The sequence below is a fragment of the Paenibacillus sp. p3-SID1389 genome, assembly GCF_025151705.1.
Taxonomy (GTDB): domain Bacteria; phylum Bacillota; class Bacilli; order Paenibacillales; family Paenibacillaceae; genus Fontibacillus; species Fontibacillus phoenicis.
In genome coordinates this window covers 99,714-120,035 of the sequence record NZ_JALXVO010000008.1, presented here as the reverse complement: position 1 = coordinate 120,035, position 20,322 = coordinate 99,714, and the positions used below count along the sequence as shown (strand labels likewise).

Sequence of the window (20,322 nt, the reverse complement as noted above, 5' to 3'; positions counted from 1 at the left end):
CAGGGGTTGCCGCGCCTTGACAAGCTCTTTTTCTCATGTCAAAGTAAGAATTAATGCCCTGTGAGACATCATGGGAAGCATAGTATATAAAGAAGCAGGTGGAATTATGGATATTGATGCTTTGGTTAAGCGGATTAACGAGCTGGCTCGCAAAGCGAAACAAGAAGGATTATCGCAAGATGAGATCTTGGAAAGAGCCCAGCTTCGGGAAACGTATCTGCAAAACGTTCGCAGAAATTTTCGGCAACAGCTCGAGTCAATCGAGATTGTAGATAAATAGGGAGGAACAGGTATGGGGTCGTTTGACCGAAAAGTAGAACGCAATCAACGAAGAATGTACAAGAAAGGCAAAGGTCCCAATGTCGGACAAGGGACGCGGAACCCTCGTACTTCGCTTGGAGCAAATGGGGAAGGCGACGTATTTAAAGGGCGGAATTTCATTTTGCCTACCGCCTTGGTTCTGTTAGCTCTGCTGTATGCCATCGTCGGGTTGATCGGTAATACAGAGGAAGTGAACTCGGTATTGTTCTGGGCGACGATCTTTTTGTATTTCGTACTGGCCCTGGTGATCTTCCTGCGTAAGCCATATTTACGCGTGAACAAGAGCTGGCTGTACACTTCGAAGTTTAACCGCGACCGGATGTTGGATGCCGGTAACATCAGTAAGATCAAGGTGAGCCGGAACAAAATCGTCATTGAACCGAAGACGCGGGAACCGAAGTGGGTGTTCTACCGCACCCGCAACCGTTTTGATACGGAAGCGATGGCTGCGCGCCTGCAGTTGTATGCTGACACCCATCATGTGAAGCTGGAGAAGGAATAATCCTTTTACAATACACTTGCGATATGAATGGAGAGGGTTGGGACGAATGACGATCAAGGCGGTATGTTTTGACCTGGATGACACGCTGCTCTGGGATGAACGGAGCGTAAAAGAAGCCTTTGCTGCAACGTGTGAAAGCGCTGCGTCTAAGATTAATGGATTAAACCCCGAGCAATTGGAAGAAGCCGTACGCCGGGAAGCGCGGGGGCTGTATGAATCCTACGAAACGTATCCTTTCACGACGATGATTGGAATCAATCCGTTTGAGGGGTTATGGGCGACGTTCTCTGCCGGAGAACAACCGGAATTCCGTCAGCTGGAGCAGTTAGCTCCAACCTATCGCAAGGAATCCTGGCGGCGCGGTCTGCTTGCGCTTGGCGTTGATGACGAGGAGCTGGCCGGCGAATTGGCGGAACAGTTTGGACGCGAACGGCGTGCCCGGCCTCATGTGTATGAGGAGACCTTTCAAGTGCTGAAGGAATTGCAAGGCAAGGTGAAGCTGCTATTGCTCACGAACGGCTGTCCGGCATTGCAGCAGGAGAAGCTGGACGGAGTGCCTGAGCTGGCGCCTTATTTTGATGAGATTGTGATCTCCGGAAATTTCGGCAAGGGGAAACCGGACCCGTCCATTTTCCGGCATGCTCTGGAACGGTTAGGGATTCAATCGAATGAAGCGATCATGGTCGGCGATAAGCTGACGACGGATATCAAAGGTTCGCTTAGCGTGGGGATGACGGCCGTTTGGATTAATCGGGACGGCAAAGCGCTTACCGGCGATATCGTACCGGATTATGAGATCAAACATTTGTCCGAACTCCATGGCCTTTTAGAGAAATTGGCATAACGCGAGTTTGGATTGAAGCAAACAAGCAGTGAGGCATTCTTAGGCGGTGGAAGGAGGGAATCTGAATGCGAATCAAGGGAAAAACCGGGCTGCTTGTAGCCATCGTGCTTGCGTTCATTGTTGTCGCGGGATGCGGCCGCAGTGAATCGCCGTCTGCTTCAGCGGTGGATACGTCACTGGAGCCGATTCAAGTCGAGCTTGACGTAACGCCATCCGCAGCCAAAGCTGGTGAACCGGTAACGTTTACGGCCAAAGTGACCCACCACGGCGAGAACGTGGACGATGCGAAGGAAGTCATGTTCGAATTTTGGAATACGGCGGACGATAACGCGAAGCACAATCAGGTCAAAGTGAAGAGTGCCGGTAACGGAACCTATGTGCTGGAGCATACATTCAAGGAGCCCGGGACTTATGAAGTGATTTCCCATGTGACGGCTCGCGATCAGCACTCCATGCCTTCGAAGCAATTCACGGTGGAATAAGCTGACAACTGAATCGGTGGTCATCTGTAAGGAAGCTGCTGTTCTCCTTTTGGAGAAGGCGGCTTTTTCATTATTATGTCCTCCTAATGAGGCGAATTTCCGAACTTTTAAAGATAAGGATTTCTAGGTTGTTCGGATTTTAATTCGGGGATGACCGATGGGAGAACAATATCTTAAATTGGGTACAGAGCTTGGGAGTTTTCGCGGAACTCTCTTTTCTTCAACGCTTTATTCTGTTAAACTATATTCTAACGTTTTACGGGAGGGACATGAACATGAGTAAACCAAGCCTGCTCGAAAGAATGAAAGAACGAATATTGATCCTCGATGGCGCCATGGGCACCATGATTCAGCAGGAGAACCTGACTCCAGCCGACTTCGGCGGTGAAGAGCTGGACGGCTGTAACGAAATGCTCGTGCTCACCCGTCCGGATGTGATCCGTGGCATCCACGAGAAGTATCTCGCAGCAGGTGCTGATTTGATCGAAACGAATACGTTCGGCGCGACATCCGTCGTGCTGGCTGAATACGATATTCCGCATAAGGCACGTGAAATCAATATGGCTGCGGCCAAGCTGGCGATTGAAGCCGCGGAAAAATACAGTACCCCGGATCATCCGCGCTACGTGGTGGGCATCCTGGGACCAACGACCAAGACATTGTCCGTTACCGGCGGCGTGACGTTCGACGAGTTGACGGCCAGCTATGCAGAGCAAGCAGCGGCATTAATCGAAGCCGGCGTTGATGCGCTGATGCTGGAAACTTCACAGGATACGCTGAACGTGAAAGCAGGGAGTATCGGAATCAAACAGGCTTTTGCTGAAACCGGAATAACGTTGCCGCTGATGATCTCCGGCACCATTGAGCCGATGGGGACGACGCTGGCGGGGCAAAATATCGAAGCCTTCTACATTTCGTTGGAGCATTTGAATCCCATCTCCATTGGACTCAACTGCGCAACGGGTCCGGAGTTCATGCGCGACCATATCCGCACTTTATCCGGACTAGCCAAAGCGGCGGTCAGCTGTCACCCTAATGCCGGTTTGCCAGACGAAAATGGCATCTACCATGAGTCCCCGGATTCGCTCGCGCAGAAGATGTCCGCTTTTGCCGAGCAGGGCTGGTTGAATATTGCCGGAGGTTGCTGTGGAACGACGCCTGCCCATATCGCAGCGTTAGCGAACACGCTGAAGGATTACCGACCACGCGAGCTGACAGGCAGCCATTTGCCGGCACTTTCCGGCATTGAGCCGGTCTATATCGAATCGGCCAATCGGCCTTATCTGGTTGGAGAACGAACAAACGTTCTGGGTTCGCGCAAATTTAAACGGCTGATCGTGGAGTGCAAATACGAAGAAGCTTCGGAGATCGCCCGGGCGCAAGTGAAGAACGGGGCACAGGTAGTTGATGTGTGCGTACAGGACCCGGATCGGGATGAAGCGGAGGATATCAAGAAGTTCCTGGAATTGGTCGTCAAAAAAGTGAAAGTCCCGCTCATGATCGACACCACTGATCCGAAGGTGCTGGATATTGCTCTCCAATACTGCCAGGGCAAATCAATTATTAACTCGATTAACTTAGAGGATGGCGAAGAGAAGTTCGAGCGCGTCACGCCGTTAATTCATAAATACGGGGCGGCGGTGGTCGTTGGTACGATTGATGAACGCGGGCAAGCGATCACACGGGAGGATAAGCTTGAGGTTGCCAAACGCTCCTATGATCTGCTCGTGCACAAATATGGTCTTCAACCGGAAGATATCATCTTCGATCCGCTCGTGTTCCCCGTGGGTACAGGGGATGAGCAGTACATTGGATCGGCCAAGGAAACGATCGAAGGGATCCGCCTGATCAAAGAAGCGTTGCCGAAGGTTCATACCGTGCTGGGCATCAGTAACGTATCGTTTGGTTTGCCGGAAGCCGGCCGCGAGGTTTTGAACTCCGTTTTCCTGTATGAATGCACCAAAGCAGGACTGGATTACGCGATCGTCAATACGGAGAAGCTGGAGCGCTACGCCAAAATTCCGGAAGAGGAGCGCCGTCTGGCGGAAGAATTGATCTATAATACTAATGATGAAACGCTGGCTGCCTTTGTAGCTGCTTTCCGGAACAAGAAGGTGGAGAAGGCCGAGACAACCACTCAGCTCACGTTGGAGGAACGTTTGGCTTCCTATGTTGTGGAAGGTACCAAGGAAGGATTAATTCCTGACCTTGACGAGGCGCTCAAAAAATATACTGCGCTCGAAATTATTAATGGTCCGCTAATGGCAGGAATGGAAGAAGTGGGCCGGTTATTTAATAACAATGAGCTGATCGTTGCCGAGGTGTTGCAAAGTGCCGAAGTGATGAAGGCATCGGTTGCGTACCTGGAACCGTTTATGGAGAAGAACGAAACCAGCGTGAAGGGGAAAATTTTGCTGGCGACGGTAAAGGGCGACGTCCATGATATCGGCAAAAACCTAGTTGAGATCATTCTGTCTAATAACGGTTACCAAATTGTGAATTTGGGTATAAAAGTACCACCGGAACGCATTATCGAGGCGTATCGGGAAGAGAAAGCGGATGCGATCGGACTCTCCGGTCTGCTGGTGAAATCGGCTCAGCAAATGGTCACGACGGCGCAGGATTTGCGGAATGCAGGCATCGACGTCCCGATCCTTGTGGGCGGCGCGGCACTCACCCGCAAGTTTACCAAGACGCGGATCCGGCCGGAGTACGACGGCTTGGTCCTGTACGCCAAAGATGCGATGGACGGCCTCGATTTGGCCAATAAGCTGATGGATCCGGTCGCACGGGAGCAGATGCGCCTTGAAGTGGATGCGGAGAAAGAAGCGGATCGCGTTGTAGCCGTTGCAGAGCCGCTGCCGGAGCTTACGCGCGTGGAGCGTTCCAAGATTTCCACCGATGCGCCGGTATTTATTCCGCCAGATCTGGAACGTCACGTACTGCGCGATTATCCGATTGGTCACATTACGCCTTATATCAACATGCAGATGCTGTTAGGTCATCACCTTGGACTCCGCGGTTCGGTGGAGCAGCAGCTGGCGGCAGGTGAGGCAAAGGCAGTTCAACTGAAGGAGACGGTGGATCAAATCCTGCTCGAAGCGGTCACGGACGGCATCATTCGCACGCAGGCGATGTATCGCTTCTTCCCGGCGCAATCGTCCGGTAACGATATTCTGATCTACGATCCGGCTGAACCTGGCAAGGTGATCAAGCGGTTTAGCTTCCCTCGACAGAAGGTCGAGCCTTACCTGTGCTTGGCGGATTTCCTGAAGTCCGTGGACAGCGGGCAAATGGATTACGTTGGTTTCCTGGTTGTAACGGCGGGACAAGGCGTTCGTGAATTGTCTGAGAAGTGGAAGAATGAAGGCGAGTATCTGCGCTCCCACGTGCTGCAGGCGGTAGCGTTGGAGCTGGCTGAAGCGCTGGCGGAGCGGGTTCACCATATTATGCGGGATACGTGGGGCTTCCCAGATCCGGCGAATATGACGATGAAACAGCGGCATGGAGCGCGTTATCAAGGGATTCGCGTCTCGTTTGGTTATCCGGCCTGCCCGGACCTCGAAGACCAGCAGCTGCTGTTTGACTTAATGCATCCGGAAGACATTGGCGTCACGTTGACGGAGGGCTTCATGATGGAACCGGAGGCATCCGTCTCGGCGATGGTCTTTGCACACCCTGAAGCGCAATATTTCAATGTGGACAAAGCCGGGATTTAAGCCCGTAAACAACCCTTTGCAAAACCCTCCGAACTTCGGAGGGTTTTGGCAATCTGTATATGAATCGATGAACCATTCTAGCGTAAAGGACGAAATGGCATGGAACTTTACTTTTTAGGGACAAATGCAGGGGTACCGTCCTTGGAGCGGAACGTGACTTCAGTGGCGTTGCGTCTGCTGGAGGAGCGCCGTTCGCTCTGGCTGTTCGATTGCGGTGAAGGCACCCAGCATCAGATCCTGCGTTCGCCGCTGAAATTAAGCAAGTTGGAATATATTTTTATCACCCATCTGCATGGTGATCATTTGTTTGGCCTGCCCGGGCTCATTTCGAGCCGTGCTTATCAGGGCGGGGATACCCCCTTGGTCATTTACGGTCCCAAAGGACTGAAAAAATTCGTAGAAACGGCGCTGTCGCTCAGCGAATCGCGGATTAACTATAAGCTCGAGCTTGTGGAGCACCAGGGCGGAGTCCTCTTCGAGGACGATTCGTTTCGGGTTGAAGCGGCGCTGCTGGAGCACCGGATTGACAGTTACGGGTATCGGGTGATCGAAAAAGATCTGCCGGGGAAGCTAGACTCCGCTGTGCTGGAGCGCTGCGGCATTCGTCCAGGCCCGCTGTACGGCAAGCTCAAACGCGGTGAAAGCGTGGTTGCACCAAATGGCGAGACGGTTCATGCGAAGGATGTGCTGGGAATGCCCAAAGCCGGCCGGATTGTCACCATACTCGGCGATACGCGTCCGTGTGAGTCCGTGTTAACCTTGGCTCAAAACGCCGATATGCTGGTGCATGAGGCGACTTTTTTGCATGAACTGGCGAAGACGGCTCATGACTATCACCACAGCACGGCAAAGCAAGCGGCAGCAGCCGCCAAGGAAGCCGGTGTGCAGCAGCTTCTGCTGACCCATTTTAGCTCGCGTTATAAATCAGACGATCAGCTGCAGCGATTAGAAGAAGAGGCACGTTCCGTCTTCCCTGACTCGCACCTAGCCCGGGAGCATGTCCTATATCCGGTGGCACGGCGCTGCGGGCGGAAATAAATATTTTCCGGGAAAGCGCAGGAACTGACAGGGCATTTCAAAGTTTGCCAAGGGGAACAAGTCCGGTTTTTGTCACTGTTCGCGATCGTTCGACGCCAAACGGCGGGGTCAAACTCTGAATTGACATTTCCCCCAGTTCTAGAACGGGAAAATTTGCCTGCCCCGGGGTTCCTAGGTACAATAAATAGAGACACGGTCGTATCGAAAGGATGAGGATTTTGCCAAAGGGTTGGAAGGCCTATCTCATTGATTTAGACGGCACGTTATATCATGGTCCCCAAATGATTCCCGGTGCGGACGAGCTGATCTCCGCCTTACGCGCGCAGCGAATCCCTTTTCTGTTCGTGACGAACAATTCTTCGCGGACACCGGATGAGGTCGCCGCGCATTTGGAAGCGATGGGCATATCGGCCCAGGCGGAAGAGGTCTGTACATCGGCCGTGGCTGCAGCCAAGTATATTGCCGAAGAACAGCCTGGCTGTAAAGTCGCAGCCATCGGTGAGGCGGGTCTTACAAAGGCGTTGGAGGAAGCCGGATTGCAGTTAGTTCTGGAACATCCGGACGTGGTGGTGCAAGGCATCGACCGCCAATTTACATACGAAACGTTAACCCGGGCTGCCCGCTGGATTCGGGGCGGGGCACGTTATATCCTAACCAATCCGGACTTGCTGCTGCCCTCTCAAGAGGGCTTAATGCCCGGAGCGGGAACGATTTCTGCAGCGATTCAAGCTGCATCGGGCGTAAAGCCGACGGTGATTGGCAAACCGGCTGCACCGCTCATGGATTTTGCCATCGCGCGGCTAGGCTTGGAGGCTTCGGAAGTAGCGGTGATCGGGGACAACCTCAATACCGACATCGCTGCAGGGAAGCATGCCGGCTGCGGTACCATTCTGACCTTAACCGGCGTCACCACGGCTGATAACCTGCCAGATTACGTGAAGTCCTCCGGTGTAGAGGCGGATGTGGTGTGCCGCGATCTTGCGGAAGTCCGTGAACGAATTTGCGGAAATAGCGGATGACCAAGTTTTATTTTATGAGATGAACTAATGAACGAACTTATACGGATGAAGGGAAAGATGTACCATGCCGGAATTGCCGGAGATGGAAAATTATCGAATACAGCTGTCTCAGCATATTTTGGACCTCCCAATTACGGGAGTGAACGTCGGCCGGGAGAAATCCGTGAATTTGCCGGCTGCAGACTTTGCACGAGAACTGATGGGAAGACAGGTCATCTTCATTGAGCGTCGAGGCAAGAACCTGTTGTTCCATCTGGATAATGGACGAAGATTGTTGCTCCACTTAATGCTTGGCGGATTGCTGTACCTTGGCTCCAAGGAGGACCGTCCGGAGCGGAGCACTCAGGTGGAAATCACCTTTGGTGAGAAGCTTGTCCTGTACTTCATCGGGCTGCGTCTTGGTCATTTACACTTGCACAGCGCCAAGGAGGCAGAGGAGCTGCTTTCGCATCTGGGGCCGGAGCTGCTAGACCGGCGGATGAACGAAGAACGGTTTACCGCCCTGCTGCGCAAGCGGCGGGGGAGTCTTAAGACGACCCTTGTCAATCAGGACGTCATTGCCGGCATTGGCAACTGTTACGCGGATGAAATTGCGTTCGCAGCCGAGCTGTTGCCGATGGCCAAGCTGCAAAATTTCAGCGATGAAGATTTTTCACGATTGTATCAAGCGGTTCGGGATGTGCTTATCGAGGCAACGGAGGCTGGCGGTTATATGGAGATGCCGTTAACCCGGGACGATCAGCTGACCGGGGGGGCGAACGAAATCTGCAGGGTGTACGACCGGGAGGGAGAGACCTGTCCACGCTGCGGAGATACCATCGTCAAAGCGGAAATGAACGGGCGCAAAGTGTTTTACAGCCCGGGCTGTCAGCATGACCGATAAGGTGAAGGTTGGGGGACACATTAGCATACGAAGCGGTTACCTTGGGGCTGCCAAAGCCGCGCTGCAGATGGGGGCCGGCGCTTTTCAGTATTTTCCCAAAAATCCGCGGAGCCTTGCGGTCAAAAGCTTTGATCCGCGGGACGCGGAACAATGCCGAACACTATGCCAAAAACACGGACTGGTGTCCATCGCGCATACCCCTTATCCCAGCAATCTCGCGATCAGCAAGGACGCCGACGGCGAGGCGTACAGTCGAGTCGTACAGTCGTTGCGAAATGATCTGGAAATCGCTGAAGCGTGCGGGTCGATTGGGATTGTGGTACATTTTGGCACATTTAAGGCAGGAAACCCCTTACAAGGATACCAAAATATTATACAATGTATTAATGATGTGCTATCCGGCTGGCAGGGTTCGGCGAAGCTGTTAATTGAGAACCAGGCCGGTGATCACGGCGACATGGGGATGACGATCGAGGAATTGGTCCAAATCCGCAAATTGTGCCGGGATTCGGAGCGCATCGGCTTTTGCCTCGACACCTGCCATGCTTTTGGGGCGGGGATGTGGCGGGGTGAAGGGGATGAGAGCTTTGCGGCCAAAGCCAAGGAGCTAAAGTTCTGGGACGGTCTCTGCGCCGTTCACCTCAACGATTCAAAATACCCGGTATTATCGCGAAAGGACCGTCACGCCCGTGTGGGCCAGGGCCATATCGGCGAAGCCGGCTTTCGCTGGCTGCTGCAGATCGACGCGATTCGGAGAACCCCGCTTATCTTTGAGAGCGAAACCGGGGAAGACGGGACCTACAAAGAGGATATGGAGCGAGTGAGACGGTGGGCGGAGGCCTAGAGATAATTGGACTCCGCTTGGAGTGAAATACCGCGGGAAAGGAAGAACACTATTGATTCATGTATATATGGACGATTTTCGCCGATGTCCGCAGGGATTTACATTAGCGCGCACCGTCGAGGAGTGTCTGGAGCTGCTTCGCTTGACGGAGGTAGACATCTTATCGCTGGATTACGATATGGGGCCGGATGAACCTAACGGTACGGAATTAGCGGCTGCTATGGTGCGGGAAGGGCTTTTTCCCAGTGAAATTTATCTTCATACCTCCAGCATGTCCGGAAAAAAGAGCATGTACGAAATCCTCTATCAAGGCTTGCCGGAGCATGTGAAGCTGCATAATGGGCCAATTCCGTTCGAACGGTTGGAGGAAATCGCCCGAAATTGCAAGGTGCCGCCGCAATCGAAATGGATATGCACGGCGAATCACGGCTTTGCTCCGTATGCCCAGGAGGAGCTGCGCCGCATATTTGGCAGCGTAAAGAGCACGATGCTGGTTCCCGGCGAAGTTTTTGCCGCTTCGCTGCAGGCGATGCCGGAGGACGTGCAGCAGCGGCTACGTCAGGATCCGCCGATTTTTTTGCGGCATGTATTTCTAGTTGATTGGGAATGGTGTCCGGGGGAATCGGAAGAGGTGAATCCAGAGCAATGGCTGGAACCGCTGCGCAAGTATTTGATGGCGGATTTCCGGCTTCCGGGTGCGAAAATTGCCGTGCAAGCACGCAAATCGGACGGCGGGCTATGGCCGGGAACCGCGCCGGAGCTGAAGGACCGTCTGCAGGAATTACTGCAAGACGTGTCTGTTGGGGAATTCGTGGTGCGGGATGCCGATTGGATCATCTCGGTGTTTGCGGGGCAGGATCGGATTTTTGCCGGTGTCGCGCATCCGCAGGATAACCTCTCCGACTGGAACGGCGGTGCGATCCGCTTCCGGAAGGAGGAGGGACAGATCTCGCGGGCGAAGTTCAAGTTGCTGGAAGCTGAAGCTACGTTTGGAATCCCGTTTGAATCGTTCCACGAAGCGCTGGATATCGGCGCGGCACCCGGGGGCTGGACTTCGTTCCTGCTGGAACGGGGTTTGAACGTCACGGCGGTGGATACGGCGAAGCTGCATCCGTCATTGTTATCTTCGCCTAAGCTGACATTTTTGCAGCGCAATGCGAACCGGGTGAAATTTAAGGAAAATCAATTTGATCTGTTGGTTTGCGACATGAGCTGGAGTCCGAAATTGACGGCCAAGCTCGTGACCGAGCTGCTATACGCGTTAGTTCCGGGGGGAACTGCCATCGTGACGGTGAAGCTGCTGACGAAGAAACCGATGGCATTGATTCAGGAGGTTATCACTCAGTTTGAGGAGGCCCGGCTGCAAGTGCAAAGAGCAAAGCAGTTGTTTCATAACCGGGATGAAATCACGCTGTATATGATTAAATATTAATGGAATAAATTAATGGTTTTAAAAAAAGCTTTACATTTGTCGCCAGCCGTTCTATACTAATTCCAAAATTATACATTGAACGCGATTAGGGAAAGCATCCCCAGTCATTTTTTATCGGCCGCATGGCCGGGAAATGACGGAGAGGAGGCTTTCCTTTTTTTGCGTTCAGGAAAGGAGGAGTTATGGCGAGGTTCGTTTCCAAACTCGTTCCTGGCGACTTACTGGCCGGACGTTACCGGATCGAACAACTGATTGGTCAGGGGGGCATGAGCCGGGTGTATCTCGCAGAGGACATCAAGCTACCGGGAAAGACTTGGGCGGTCAAAGAATGCTTGAACGTACCAGGAGCACCGGTGTCCGTCGCTAAGGAGGTCAAGCTGCTGATAACGCTAAATCATCATCGGCTGCCGCGCATTGTTGACTTTATCGACCCCGACCGGGACGGACATTCCTATATCGTGATGGACTATATCCAGGGCGTACCTTTAGATCAATTTATTCGCGCAAGAGAAGGGCGGCTGCCGCTGGAGTTGATTATCCGATTTGGTCTGCAGATCGCGGAAGGGCTGCGTTATCTACATCGGCATGAGCCTCCAGTGATCCACCGCGACGTCAAGCCGGCCAATCTGCTGGTTGACGACAAAGGCGAGCTGCGGTTTGTAGATTTTGGCATCGCTAGAACCTATTCGGCTAGGAAAACGGAAGATACGGTGCAGCTTGGAACGGTTGGCTTCGCGGCGCCGGAGCAATATGGTGATCGCCAAAGCGACGCGCGTACCGATCTGTATTCTTTGGGGGCAGTTCTACTTTATATGGGAACGGGGGGCAGACATACGGTGTGGACATCCGATGCGGCGGCGGCATTACGGGAACATGGCCGCGAACGGCTGCGTCCTATCGTGTCCAAACTGTTGCAGGTTCGCCCGGAGGACCGGTTTGCCTCGGCTGAGGCGGTAAGTGAGGCCTTGGCCTTATTGTTGCGGGGGTTATCAGATGCGACTTCGGCGAATTCAGGTTCGAATGCCCGAATGGCTGAAGTCGTAGCGTACAACGGTCGCCCGGCATTGGTCAGTGTCATCGCTGCCTCAGCCGGGGCCGGTGCAACCCATACCGCCATTGCACTCGCCCACACGCTGGCGCGCAGCATGAAGAGGGTTGCGGTCGTGGAGATGGATCCTAAATCATCAGCCTTTGTTCGGTTAGCTCAACTTCTGGAAGGGGATGAATACGCAGTTGATCTGAACAAGCGAGGGCGGTTTCACATTGGTCAAGTGGTTTATGCCAAGCTGACCTCCCGTGCCGACTATCTCTCCATGCTGTCGGAAGGTTTCGGATGCATCATCTGTGACCTGGGGACGGCCCGCAGCAAGGAGCTACTGGAGGAATTCCGCCGCGCAGACTTGTCCATCGTCGTTGGTGCTGGCGCGGAATGGAGGTACGGGGAGCTCGAACGCTTCGTCGAAGCCTTCAACGTCAAAGGTCAGATCCCTGTATCTTGGAGGATCTGTGTGCCGTTCGCTTCGGCCGCCAGCTTGCGGCGGATTCGCAGGGAACTTCACTTTAAGAGCGTGTATGCCCTTCCTGCGGATCCTAATCCGTTTGATCCCGGGCCGTCGATTTCGGCTGCTCTGCAGGAGGTTTGCGAGCATCTGCTCATGAAGAGCAAACGGCCAGGACTCAGACTGCGAATGAAAGCTAAACCATAGAAAGGGAGTGCTTTAGACTAATGCCCAGATTAAGGCAAAAAACGAAGCAAATGCTGTTATCCGGATTGGTTGGTGTTGTTGCGGCAGGCGCGCTGTTTACGGGGTATACCTTCGTGCGGGAAAGACATGTTCATGCTGAGAGGAAAGCCCTTATTCAGGATTATGAAGCCCAGTTGGCCAGCTTACGTGATCAGGCACAGCAGCGGACAGTTCAGGGATGGGTACCTACACGGGATATTCCTGCCGGCAACCGCATTGCGGCAAGCGACTTAAAACGGGTGGAGCTTCCTGCAAATAGCGTGCCAGCGGACCTCTTTAAATCGCAGGAAGCCATTGCAGGGAAGTACGCCAAGATAGCGCTGCGTTCGATGACACCACTGACGGAGGCACTCGTCTATGAAGAGGCCCCGGTCCCGGACGATTTACGCTGGCGGGAAATGGCGTTTGTTCAGCTTCCGCAAGTTTTGAAGGTGAACGATGTCATTGATATTCGCATTCAATTCCCGACGGGCCACGATTATATTTTGCTGTCCAAGAAGAAAGTAGCGGACCTCAGTTCCGATACGATCACGGTGACGCTGGATGAAGCGGAAATTCTCTCGTTATCCAGCGCGATTGTAGACGCTTATTTACATAAGGCCTCGATATACGCACTCGCTTATGTCGAGCCAAATTTGCAGAGCAAGCCGGTCCCGACATATCCAGTGAACGAAGGCGTTATGGAGCTGATTCGCAAAGATCCGAATATCGTGCAGAAAGCGGAACAGACGCTGAATCTCAGCAATATGGCCCGAAGCGGCTTGGAACGGGATCTATCCGTCATGTCACCACAGCGTGCCAGCGAATTTGCACATAGTCAGACAACCGTTTCGCGTTCGCAAACAGAGGTTCGGGGCGCTGATCAACCCGCTGGCAACATCGTTTCGGATGGAACATCTGGGGACAGTGACCGGTTTGAGCTCGATCCAGCGAAATGAGAGGAGGAAATGAATTGGCATGAAAAGATGGTTGTTCGTAGGGAAGAGCGATAAACGTGACCTGTTACTTTATTTAAGCAGCGTTTTGGCTGCGTCCGGCTCTAAAGTATTGCTAACGGACGGCACGGAGAACAGTAAGTACCGATATTCGATCGGGGATGGAGATTCATATCTTCCGTTAACGGAGTTTTACGGCTTTGATGTCGCTACTGGAACGTCGGGCTTTATGAGCACGATCTCCATGAAGACGAGCAGCGAAGACTCATCTGCAGCATACGATTACGAATTGCTGGACATCGACACGCTAAATGGCCTCACTCCTGAACGGTTGATGTCCGCAAATGAAATTGTATGGGTCACCACTTTCGACCGTTACGAGGTCGAGGTAAGTGCGCAGTGGTTCCGCAGCTTGTTTCAACTTTGGCCGGAGCTGCGGGGGCTGACCGTTCGACCGGTCTTTATCCGCACGGTCGACAGCGGGGTGAACAGCCATTATATTCTGGGCCTGTTAGAAGACCTCCCGCTGGAATGGCGCTCCGAAGCACTCTGTATCCCGTGGGACGAGTCAAATTGGGCTGCTCACTTGGAAAACGAACATTTGCAGCAGTTGCGCCTCCGGAGCTTCTCCCGTTCCTACAAAAGGGCACTTCGCCAACTGCTTCGTGAGCTGGCAGGCTGGGATCACACCGTCGCTAAACGTGCTGTGCGCAAAGCGGAAAGGAGACAAGCATGAGCCGCTTTGTGTTTTGGGATGGCGGTCTTGGCGGCGCCGCCGAAGCTGCTGTGTCTACCGCCGTTACGTTAGGGCTGCGAATTCCGCAGCGACTGCTCCTGCTGAATGAAGGGCCAACTGGACGCGGCTTGGAGGAAGGGATCGGACAAACCGTACGTTTGCACAGCGATACCTTCGGAGAGGGGGCTGTCCCAGAGCATGGTCTTGATGCGCTGCTGCGTTTGCAGTCAAGCGGACGATTAACGGCGAGCAACTTGAGCGATTATACCGTTCCGCTGCTGCGCGGACGCCTTGATCTAGTGTGCGGGACGCGGTTAGCGGACTCGGCTAGGAAGGAACTAGATAACGAGGGCATCGCTGAAATATTGGCGATTGCCGAACAATCGTACGGATGCGTGATCCTTCAGGCACAAAACCGGCGATTAAGCGAGGTGCTGCAGGAGCAGCGCGAAGGAGATGTTCTAGTCGCTGTGTTGCCGCATCGACTGGGAATCATGGATGAATGGTTTGCGGATGTTGCTTCTTATCTTGGCGAACCGAACAGAAAATTGCTTTTCGTCATTTCGCCCTTTGATCCCCGGTCCCGCTGGGGACTAAACAATCTGAAGCGGCGCTATTCCGGCGTGCAAAGGCTGATCGGGATTCCGTATCATACCGGGTTCTCGGATGCCTGGAATGCCCGGAACATCTTAGCGTATTTTCGCCAAACTCCGATCTGGTCGAAACGGAGGGGAGAGCGTGAGCTTCTACTGAAAGGATACTACGAGCTCGGAGACATGCTGATGGAAATGGCGGCAGGAACTACTAGTGCATCCATTTCACCGAAGGAAAGGGGGGCGTAAAGTGAATGGGCTGATGAACGGGTTAATCATCACGCTTCTTGTCCTGGCGGTACTGATCTTTTTGTGGCGCAAGGCCAACATGACGGGACCTGGGAGAGTGGAGCGTCCAAATGGGCAGGATCGCTTCGAATGGTCAGCTATTGTAACCTACATCAAAGAACGGTTGCATGAACTTAGCCGTACGAGCGGATTGGATTGGGGATTAAGCGAGGAAGCATGGAACCGTAAAGCGAAAGCGCGTGCGGAGCTTCGTCAAGCGCTTCGTGGCTGCGCGTATGGGGATCCGAAGGACAAGCAATATATTAAGTCGTTTATCCGCGACATGTTGGCAGGAGATTACGGAATCAACGAACACAATATCGACCGGATCTTGCCTTTTCATCGCCAGGAGCTGTTAACAGCCCAAGACCGCTTCGATATCTTGTTGTACCTTTACAAGCAGCAGTATGGCGCCGACGGTCTAGCGCAAATGATCGAAGACTATGCGCTGGATGAAGCGAAACCGTCAAAAACGTCTGAGGGTTCCCCCGTATACGAAATTACCGGTGAGGACATTGACCGTATCTTTTTCTTAGAGTATCGCCCCCTGACGTTTCAGGAGAAGCTGGATCTCGTCGTCCAGCGGGTTTACCAAATGTATAAGGGCTTCTCGGTGGTGGACGAGCTGCGGGAGATGCGGATCGACGGACTGAGCGGCGGTGTAAGCGGGATTCCAAGCGGATATGGGGCGGTTGAGCCTTCCTCTGGCATTGGCCATAGGTACGAGGGGAACGACAGGTTTTTGTTTGCTGTGGATGAGGATGGGGAGCAACTGACCCGTTCTTGGGAGAGCGTCTGGATTTTCTATCGAGGTAAGAGTATCCGCCTGTCATTTCTCTCCTTTGGCAGCGAAGCGGAGTTAAAACGCGTTTGTCAGAACATCTATAAATTTAATCTGCCAGGCCAACTATCAGAGGTTAACGGATATAAGGTGAACGAGATGCAGGACGGTTCGCGGATTGTGGTCGTCCGGCCGCCATTTGCAGAGACGTGGGCTTTTTTCGTGCGGAAATTCGATATGATTGGCACCTCGTTGGAGCACTTGATCCAGGGGGAGAACGCCGAGCTGCCGATCGGGCTGCTGAAATATTTCATGAAGGGCAGCCGGATTACTTCCATTACGGGTTCGCAGGGATCAGGCAAAACAACGCTGTTGATGGCGATGGTCAAGTATATCTATGCCGTATATACGTTGCGTGTGCAGGAAATGTCCTTTGAGCTGCATTTGCGCCGCTTGTACAGCGGACGCAACATTTTAAGCTTTCGGGAGACCGATTACGTGAGCGGGCAAGCAGCATTGGATCTGCAGAAAAAGACAGACGGTACCGTCCACATCCTAGGGGAGGTCGCCACGGACGAGGTTGCCGCCTGGATGGTGCAGATGGCGCAGGTAGCCAGCTTGTTCACTATTTTTACGCACCATGCCAAGACGTTTCGCGATCTAATCGAGTCGCTGCGCAATTCGCTGCTGAAAACCGGTGTGTTTCGCGACGAACGAGTCGCTGAGCTGCAGGTTGCTACCGTTATTGACTTTGACGTGCACCTGCGCCGCGATATGACGGGACGGCGATATATCGAGCGGATCACTGAATGCTGCCGCCGGGAGTCAGAGAACAGGGCGGGGCAGGAAGGGCAGGGTTTCCAACCAGCGGCGGGAGGTCAATTGACTTCAGTTCATCATGCCAATTATGAGGAACGGGTGATCATGGAATACCGAAATGGCCGTTATGTTGCTGTGCAACCGATATCTCGCCAGACCCGAGAGGCTATGGCCCGGGAGATGCTGCCGGAAGACGCCGCGGAATTTGAACGGTTTGTTGGCTCGTATTGGGGGGAGAAGGTTGGAGCTTAAGTCGATCCTGCTGATCGTGTTGGGAGCATCAGTCCTTGGTGGCATCGGATTGTATGCTGTCGGTCAATGGCTCGGAAGAAAGGAAAATCCGTTATGGGTAGATGCTGGGAGTACGGTTGGTGCCTCTCCTAAGCAAACGCTGGGCGGGATTCGGCAATGGTTTACAGCGTTCCTGCTTAAGTCGTATGCCGCTTGGATGAAGGTGCCTCCGTTAAGGTATTATGCGGGAAAAATCCGTATGCGGCTCGCGCTTAGTTATCCCCAGGACGAGCTGAAGCTAAGGCGACAAACGATGAAGCTCGCTTATGGGATCACAGGGTCATTCGCTGGATCGATCGCCATCTTAACTGCGATGCATCCCGACGTGTTGTTTGTTCTGTCGCTGCTGATCACCGCTGTCGTCCTGCAAGACCTGCTGATCGATGGTTACGTCAATCGATTAGAAGTCAAGCTGCTGGAGCAGCTGCTTGATTTCTTCGCTGCCGTTCGGCATGCGTTTCACCGGCATGGCATGGTACCTGATGCGATTGAGGAAGCCGGCGAAGCGACGGGCCGTGAAATCGGGGTTCATGCCTATTGGATTAGCGAGGCGCTGGTTGATGCTGACCCGGACACCGCTTTGGAAAAATATTATGAGAAGGCTCCCAGCCGGTATTTGAAGGCCTTTGCCGGCATTTCCCGGCTGGTATCGGAGTACGGCGACCGGAAACGCGCGGAAGGTTCCATGTACCTGCGCGGCATCAGCCGCCTGACCGGAGAAGTTCAATTGGAGCTCATCCGCAGAAGACGGTTGGATTATTTGCTGAAAGGACTGCATGTCATCGCTTTAGTGCCGGTCTTTTTTACGAAGCCGGTTGAGATGTGGGCCAGGGGACATTTCCCGTTAATGGATGCGTTCTATTTAAGCAAAGCAGGGATGTTAATCAAAGCGGTCCTATTTCTGACCATTCTGCTCAGTTATGTTCTGCTGCAGAAGCTGAAGAATGAAGAAGAAACAGCTTATCGAGCCAAGCCTACGAACCTATCGTGGGAAGCCAGGGTCTATGCGCACCGAATCCTTGGCCGTTTTTGCCGCCAGTTCGTTCCGTCGCCCGAATCCGTAGCCTATCATCGAATTTCTCAGCTGCTAAAGGAGACGAATCATCGGCTTCGGATCGAAGCGTTTCAGGTCAGACGAATCAGCATTTTGGGATTAAGCTTCGTCCTTGCACTCGGGGGATTCCTTGTGCTTCATCAGCTTACGAAGCAGCGGATTTTGACGGAGCCTCCAGCCGTATCCACCTTTTTTGGCGCTTTGCCGAAGGACACCGTTGATGCCGGACGACAGGAGGCTGCACGAGATGCTGCGGTCATGCGTCAATTGGGCATGTCAGCAAAGGCTAGCTACGATGAAGTCTTCCGCTCCGTCTCCAAAATGCTGGAGGATGCAGAAGAGGGGAAGGCCCATGAAGAGTTATCAGAAGCTACCCACAGAATCCTAGACAAATTGCAGCGCTGGAATCAGGAATATCTCAAATGGTGGGAGTTTGGTTTGGCCTTACTAGCCGGATTGGCCGGATACTACCTGCCGCTATGGATGCTTTACTTCCAGCGTTGGATGCGATTGATGGACATGCGGCATGAGGTGTATCAGTTTTTGGCGATGATTGCGATCCTGCGGGAACTGGAGCGGATCTCCGTGGAAGAAATCCTAGAATGGCTGGCCTCTTACGCGGTGATCTTTCGGGAGCCATTGCATAAATGCCTCTTGAACTACAGCTTTAGCCCTGAGGAAGCGCTGCTGGAGCTGAAGCGGGAGGTCGTTCTGGAGGAATTCCAACGGCTGGCGGACAAGCTGCTGCTGGCGTCGGAGAAGCTGTTGGTTGCCGATGCCTTTGACGATCTTGACAGCGATCTGTCCTATCAATTTGAGCGGAGACGGTTGGATTACGAGAAATCGCTGGATATCAAAGCGAATTGGGGGCGTATGATTGGCTTTACTCCCATGTATGCTCTGGTCTTCGCTTATTTGGTGATTCCTCTAATTTGGATGAGCTTTGAACAAATGAACTTATATTTTGAACAGCTTCAAAAATTTTAAAAAAATTTAAGGAGGCATTTATCCATGAACAACGCTTCATCCGCACTAAAGGTTGCGGCCGGGATCTTTTTGACAATAGCTTTGATTACGATTGTAGTTATCTTGTTTGTTTCTGCTCAGGAAGCGACCAAAACGGCGCAAAACAGCTTCTCCGATATCCAGACGGAGCTGTCCCAAGCCTCGTTTACCGTCTATGACGATACGACCGTCAGCGGTTCGCAGGTTACCAATGCATTACGGAAATTCAAGGATCGCGATCAATTTGGCATCTTGGTGAAAACCGGGAAGAACAGAGGCGGGGAATGGTATGGAGATATCCTGAACGTTAATGAATCTGAGTCTTCGGAATATTACGGTGCGGTGATCAATCATAGCAATGCGCCGATTAGTAATGCCTGGGACGAGCGGCTAAATGAATATGTCAATCCGAGCGGCAAGTTCAAGGCGAAGGTGGTCAAGGACAGCTCGAATGTGGTTCGAGGATTGATATTTACACAGACAACGCTACTTCCGTAATGGGAAAGGCTGGAGGCATCATTTAAGGTGATCAATCATGTAAAAAGTCTGGTATGGCTGCTTTTCTCCGTCAGCTCTTTTTTGGCCGTTGCCATCTATATGCTGGACATCGGAGCGAATCAGAACGCATCCTATGACGCGCTCGCGGTGCAGCTACACGGCGTTGGACGCAGCGTCTACGCGCTTGAAGGAAGTGTGCTCACAAGCGAAACAGGGGAGAGATCCCGCGATGATGATCCTCTGGGGGACACAAGCGGCGGATTTAGCGGGAATGATCTCCTTCATCGGATTCCGGATTGGATTGAGCTCGGCGTAGAGATCGAGGTGAATGGGGAAGTTTTGAATACCGTCCCATTTGGTCTATTGGAGGATGTGTTGGAGCAAAGCCGTAAACGCGCTCTGGAAGTATTGGATTTACGGGCGAATTACAGCATTGAACATAGGTTTGATTCATCAGGGAAAGAAGTTCGGGTGATTATTCAAAGAAAGTAGG

At 52.9% G+C, this 20,322-nt stretch carries 18 protein-coding genes; all 18 read left to right on the top strand.

Annotated features, from left to right (window positions below; genetic code table 11):
* The first annotated feature begins 106 nt into the window (after positions 1–106).
* The 18 genes from M3G15_RS05595 to M3G15_RS05505 all read left to right on the top strand — a co-directional run bounded on the left by M3G15_RS05595 (position 107) and on the right by M3G15_RS05505 (position 20,321).
* Positions 107–280, top strand: coding sequence for a DUF896 domain-containing protein (locus M3G15_RS05595; protein WP_083791524.1), 174 nt, complete (start codon positions 107–109; stop codon positions 278–280).
* A 12-nt stretch (positions 281–292) separates the two neighbouring features.
* Positions 293–823: a hypothetical protein gene (locus M3G15_RS05590; protein WP_009226211.1), complete on the top strand. Its 531-nt coding sequence runs from the start codon at positions 293–295 to the stop codon at positions 821–823.
* Between the two features lie 46 nt (positions 824–869).
* Entirely contained in the window at positions 870–1,667 is a 798-nt protein-coding gene (locus M3G15_RS05585; protein WP_009226210.1) for an HAD family hydrolase, read from the top strand.
* A 65-nt stretch (positions 1,668–1,732) separates the two neighbouring features.
* Positions 1,733–2,149 (top strand): FixH family protein, encoded by a 417-nt coding sequence (locus M3G15_RS05580; protein ID WP_009226209.1) that lies wholly within the window; start codon positions 1,733–1,735, stop codon positions 2,147–2,149.
* 275 nt (positions 2,150–2,424) lie between these two features.
* Positions 2,425–5,868 carry a methionine synthase gene (gene metH, locus M3G15_RS05575; RefSeq protein WP_260070324.1) on the top strand — a complete coding sequence of 1,148 codons (3,444 nt, stop codon included), beginning with the start codon at positions 2,425–2,427 and terminating at the stop codon, positions 5,866–5,868.
* 99 nt (positions 5,869–5,967) lie between these two features.
* Entirely contained in the window at positions 5,968–6,906 is a 939-nt protein-coding gene (gene rnz, locus M3G15_RS05570) for a ribonuclease Z (protein ID WP_260070323.1), read from the top strand.
* A gap of 218 nt (positions 6,907–7,124) precedes the next feature.
* On the top strand, positions 7,125–7,925 hold the full coding sequence (locus M3G15_RS05565) for a TIGR01457 family HAD-type hydrolase (RefSeq protein WP_009226206.1): 801 nt from the start codon (positions 7,125–7,127) through the stop codon (positions 7,923–7,925).
* A 64-nt stretch (positions 7,926–7,989) separates the two neighbouring features.
* Positions 7,990–8,808 (top strand): Fpg/Nei family DNA glycosylase, encoded by an 819-nt coding sequence (locus M3G15_RS05560; protein ID WP_260070322.1) that lies wholly within the window; start codon positions 7,990–7,992, stop codon positions 8,806–8,808.
* Complete coding sequence (locus M3G15_RS05555; RefSeq protein ID WP_009226204.1) at positions 8,798–9,652, top strand: deoxyribonuclease IV; 855 nt, start codon at positions 8,798–8,800, stop codon at positions 9,650–9,652. The genes M3G15_RS05560 and M3G15_RS05555 overlap by 11 nt, the downstream gene beginning before the upstream one ends.
* Positions 9,653–9,704: 52 nt before the next feature.
* A complete protein-coding gene (locus M3G15_RS05545; RefSeq protein WP_311202256.1) occupies positions 9,705–11,084 on the top strand; it encodes a cyclic-phosphate processing receiver domain-containing protein in 1,380 nt (459 codons plus the stop codon).
* A gap of 182 nt (positions 11,085–11,266) precedes the next feature.
* Positions 11,267–12,790 (top strand): serine/threonine-protein kinase, encoded by a 1,524-nt coding sequence (locus tag M3G15_RS05540; protein WP_009226202.1) that lies wholly within the window; start codon positions 11,267–11,269, stop codon positions 12,788–12,790.
* Between the two features lie 20 nt (positions 12,791–12,810).
* Complete coding sequence (locus M3G15_RS05535; RefSeq protein WP_009226201.1) at positions 12,811–13,767, top strand: SAF domain-containing protein; 957 nt, start codon at positions 12,811–12,813, stop codon at positions 13,765–13,767.
* A 19-nt stretch (positions 13,768–13,786) separates the two neighbouring features.
* Positions 13,787–14,500, top strand: coding sequence for a hypothetical protein (locus M3G15_RS05530; RefSeq protein WP_009226200.1), 714 nt, complete (start codon positions 13,787–13,789; stop codon positions 14,498–14,500).
* The gene (locus tag M3G15_RS05525; protein ID WP_260070321.1) at positions 14,497–15,342 is read left to right on the top strand and encodes a hypothetical protein; all 846 of its coding nucleotides are present in this window, start codon (positions 14,497–14,499) and stop codon (positions 15,340–15,342) included. The genes M3G15_RS05530 and M3G15_RS05525 overlap by 4 nt, the downstream gene beginning before the upstream one ends.
* A gap of 13 nt (positions 15,343–15,355) precedes the next feature.
* A complete protein-coding gene (locus M3G15_RS05520) occupies positions 15,356–17,233 on the top strand; it encodes a P-loop NTPase family protein (RefSeq protein WP_260070329.1) in 1,878 nt (625 codons plus the stop codon).
* Positions 17,223–19,313 (top strand): hypothetical protein, encoded by a 2,091-nt coding sequence (locus M3G15_RS05515; RefSeq protein WP_260070320.1) that lies wholly within the window; start codon positions 17,223–17,225, stop codon positions 19,311–19,313. The genes M3G15_RS05520 and M3G15_RS05515 overlap by 11 nt, the downstream gene beginning before the upstream one ends.
* A gap of 24 nt (positions 19,314–19,337) precedes the next feature.
* Positions 19,338–19,829 carry a hypothetical protein gene (locus tag M3G15_RS05510; RefSeq protein WP_009226196.1) on the top strand — a complete coding sequence of 164 codons (492 nt, stop codon included), beginning with the start codon at positions 19,338–19,340 and terminating at the stop codon, positions 19,827–19,829.
* Positions 19,830–19,856: 27 nt separating this feature from the next.
* Positions 19,857–20,321: a hypothetical protein gene (locus tag M3G15_RS05505; protein WP_260070319.1), complete on the top strand. Its 465-nt coding sequence runs from the start codon at positions 19,857–19,859 to the stop codon at positions 20,319–20,321.
* Position 20,322: the final 1 nt, after the last annotated feature.

What these genes read in the sequence shown, in the direction of transcription:
- M3G15_RS05535 (WP_009226201.1), top strand. Translation starts at nt 12,811, where the DNA reads ATGCCCAGATTAAGGCAAAAAACGAAGCAAATGCTGTTATCCGGATTG.
- M3G15_RS05555 (WP_009226204.1), top strand. Translation starts at nt 8,798, where the DNA reads ATGACCGATAAGGTGAAGGTTGGGGGACACATTAGCATACGAAGCGGT.
- M3G15_RS05525 (WP_260070321.1), top strand. Translation starts at nt 14,497, where the DNA reads ATGAGCCGCTTTGTGTTTTGGGATGGCGGTCTTGGCGGCGCCGCCGAA.
- M3G15_RS05520 (WP_260070329.1), top strand. Translation starts at nt 15,356, where the DNA reads ATGAACGGGTTAATCATCACGCTTCTTGTCCTGGCGGTACTGATCTTT.
- M3G15_RS05540 (WP_009226202.1), top strand. Translation starts at nt 11,267, where the DNA reads ATGGCGAGGTTCGTTTCCAAACTCGTTCCTGGCGACTTACTGGCCGGA.
- M3G15_RS05590 (WP_009226211.1), top strand. Translation starts at nt 293, where the DNA reads ATGGGGTCGTTTGACCGAAAAGTAGAACGCAATCAACGAAGAATGTAC.
- rnz (WP_260070323.1), top strand. Translation starts at nt 5,968, where the DNA reads ATGGAACTTTACTTTTTAGGGACAAATGCAGGGGTACCGTCCTTGGAG.
- M3G15_RS05585 (WP_009226210.1), top strand. Translation starts at nt 870, where the DNA reads ATGACGATCAAGGCGGTATGTTTTGACCTGGATGACACGCTGCTCTGG.
- M3G15_RS05580 (WP_009226209.1), top strand. Translation starts at nt 1,733, where the DNA reads ATGCGAATCAAGGGAAAAACCGGGCTGCTTGTAGCCATCGTGCTTGCG.
- M3G15_RS05530 (WP_009226200.1), top strand. Translation starts at nt 13,787, where the DNA reads ATGAAAAGATGGTTGTTCGTAGGGAAGAGCGATAAACGTGACCTGTTA.
- M3G15_RS05560 (WP_260070322.1), top strand. Translation starts at nt 7,990, where the DNA reads ATGCCGGAATTGCCGGAGATGGAAAATTATCGAATACAGCTGTCTCAG.
- metH (WP_260070324.1), top strand. Translation starts at nt 2,425, where the DNA reads ATGAGTAAACCAAGCCTGCTCGAAAGAATGAAAGAACGAATATTGATC.
- M3G15_RS05510 (WP_009226196.1), top strand. Translation starts at nt 19,338, where the DNA reads ATGAACAACGCTTCATCCGCACTAAAGGTTGCGGCCGGGATCTTTTTG.
- M3G15_RS05595 (WP_083791524.1), top strand. Translation starts at nt 107, where the DNA reads ATGGATATTGATGCTTTGGTTAAGCGGATTAACGAGCTGGCTCGCAAA.